Raw genomic sequence first — 3,051 nt, forward strand, 5'->3', positions numbered from 1 at the left:
TACAACAAAATCCCCAGATTACCACCATTCACCTTGTTTCCCATGGTGCGCCAGGGTGCTTATATTTAGGGAATTGTCAACTCAATTTAACAAATATTTACGATTACCGCCAACAGTTACAGAATTGGGCAAAGATTAATCATATCCTACTGTACGGTTGTCAGGTCGCGGCGGGAGATGCCGGGACAGAGTTTATTAATAAATTGTCCCAAATTACTGGGGCAAAAATAGCCGCTTCCAGCAGACGGGTAGGAAATGCAGCCTTGGGAGGAAGTTGGGAGTTAGAGGTGAGTTTCCCGGTGACAAAGGGAGAGAATCAAACCTTTATTGAAACCTTAGATTTGTCGGAGTTGCAGACATCTGGGGTTTTTCAGCCGGATATACTCAACACTTATCCCGGAGTATTTGCAGTTTCTTTAGTGGGTAATTATGATACTCCTAGCCTGGCTTATGGTGTACAAGTAGTCGGTAACTATGCTTATGTGGCTGATAGGGATTCAGGACTGCAAATCATCGACATCAGCAACCCGACAAACCCCACCTTTAAGGGTAATTATGATACTCCTTGGACGGCTTATGGTGTTCAAGTAGTCGGTAACTACGCTTATGTAGCTGATGATACGTCAGGACTGCAAATCATCGACATCAGCAACCCGACCACCCCCACTCTCAAGGGTAATTATGATACTTCTGGCAATGCTAGGGATGTACAAATAGTGGGGAACTATGCTTATGTAGCTGATGGCAGTTCAGGACTGCAAATCATCGACATCAGCAACCCGACAACCCCCACTCTCAAGGGTAATTATGATACTTCTGGCAGTGCTTATGATGTACAAATAGTCGGTAACTATGCTTATGTAGCTGATGGCAGTTCAGGACTGCAAATCATCGATGTGAGTGAGTTTACCAGTCCACAAACTGTTACTCTTTCTATTTCTCCCAGCAGTGTTGATGAAGACGGGACAGCTAATATGTCCTACTCCTTCACCCGTACCGGTGTAACCACTAATCCTTTAACCGTCAACTATACAGTCGGGGGGACAGCGACATTTAGCACAGATTACAGCCAAACTGGTGCAGCCAGTTATACAACAACCACAGGGACAGTGACTTTCGCCGCTAATTCTACCACTGCTACCGTAACAATTGATCCGACTGCTGATACTACAGTTGAAGACGACGAAACCGTCAGCTTAACTCTTGCTTCTGGGACTGGTTATACAGTAGGTACGACCACCGCAGTTACTGGAACAATTACCAATGATGATGCTAGTGTCACTCTTGCGGTTTCTCCCAGTAGTGTTACCGAACACGGGACAACCAACTTGATTTACACCTTCACTCGTAGCGGTTCCACAACGAATGCTTTGACAGCCAATTATACAGTCGGGGGGACAGCTACTTTTAGTACAGATTACACCCAAACCGGTGCAGCAACTTTCACCAGTGCAACAGGGACAGTGACTTTCGCTGCTGGTTCATCGACTGCGACTGTAACAGTTGACCCCACTCCTGACACAACAGTTGAAAGTGACGAAACCGTTGCTTTAACTCTTGCTTCGGGTACGGGTTATGCAGTAGGTACGACTACCGCAGTTACGGGAACAATTACTACCCTAGCATTAGTAGGAGAATGGGATAATTTAAACAGTGTCGATGCTGTAGCAGTAGTCGGTAACTATGCTTATGTATTGGGGGATAAACTGGGGATTATTGATATTAGTAACCCCAGTAACCCGACTTTTAAGGAAAGTTATAATTTTGGTGGTGAAGATATACAAATAGTCGGTAACTATGCTTATGTTGTAGGAGATTCAGGACTGCAAATCATCGACATCAGCAACCCAGCCGCTCCCACCCTTGTGGGTAATTATTATAGCAACTGGGCTGATGCTTTAGGTGTACAAGTAGTCGGTAACTATGCATATCTAGCTAATAGGAGTTCGCTGAAAATTATCGACATCAGCGACCCGACAAATCCCACCCTTAAAGGCGAATCTTATTATTGGTCTCTGTGGCCAGGGTTCGGTTATCCCGGCGGTGATATACAAGTAGTCGGCAACTATGCTTATATTGTCAGTAGCGGAGACGTATTAATTCCTTTTCCTTTTCCAGACTATGAGGGTGGGAGTGCTAATTCGTTTCCTGGACGACTGGACATCATCGACATCAGCAACCCGACAAACCCCAATTACAAGGGTGGTGTTGATCTCGATAATTATGATACTTTTGATGTAGTGGCTAATGGTGTACAAGTAGTCGGCAACTATGCTTATGTTGTAGGAAATTCGGAACTGGACATTATTAATATTAGTAACCCCAGTAAACCGACTCTTGGGGCAAATTATGGTTTTCCGGGTAACGATATACAAATAGTCGGTAATTATGCTTATGTAGCTGCTGGTTGGTCAGGACTGCAAATCATCGACATCAGCAACCCGACAAACCCCACTCTCAAGGGTAATTATGATACTTCTGGCTCTGCTTTGGGTGTACAAATAGTCGGTAACTATGCTTATGTAGCTGATGATGATTCAGGACTGCAAATCATCGACATCAGTAACCCGACAACCCCCACTCTCAAGGGTAATTATTATACTTCTGGCTCTGCTTATGGTGTACAAATAGTCGGTAACTATGCTTATGTAGCTGATGACCTGGGAGGACTGAAAATCATCGACATCAGTAACCCGACAAATCCCACTCTCAAGGGTAATTATAATACTTCTGGCAATGCTGTTGATGTACAAATAGTCGGTAACTATGCTTATGTAGCTGATGGGGGTTCAGGACTGCAAATCATCGACATCAGCAATCCGACAAACCCCACTCTCAAGGGTAATTATAATACTTCTGGCTATACTAAGGATGTACAAATAGTCGGTAACTATGCTTATGTAGCTGATGATACGTCAGGACTGCAAATCATCGACATCAGCAACCCGACAAACCCCACTCTTGTGGGTAATTATGATACTTCTGGCTATGCTAATGATGTACAAGTAGTCGGTAACTATGCTTATGTAGCTGATTATAATTCAGGACTGC

At 44.2% G+C, this 3,051-nt stretch carries 1 protein-coding gene; it reads left to right on the forward strand.

The annotated features are described in order from the left end of the window. Window positions 1-3,051: DUF4347 domain-containing protein (locus ACE1AQ_RS09350; RefSeq protein WP_374808293.1), on the forward strand; the 3,051-nt coding region annotated here is incomplete at both ends.

Origin of the sequence: Microcystis sp. BLCC-F209 (genome assembly GCF_041928595.1) — a bacterium.
Classification (GTDB): Bacteria; Cyanobacteriota; Cyanobacteriia; order Cyanobacteriales; family Microcystaceae; genus Microcystis.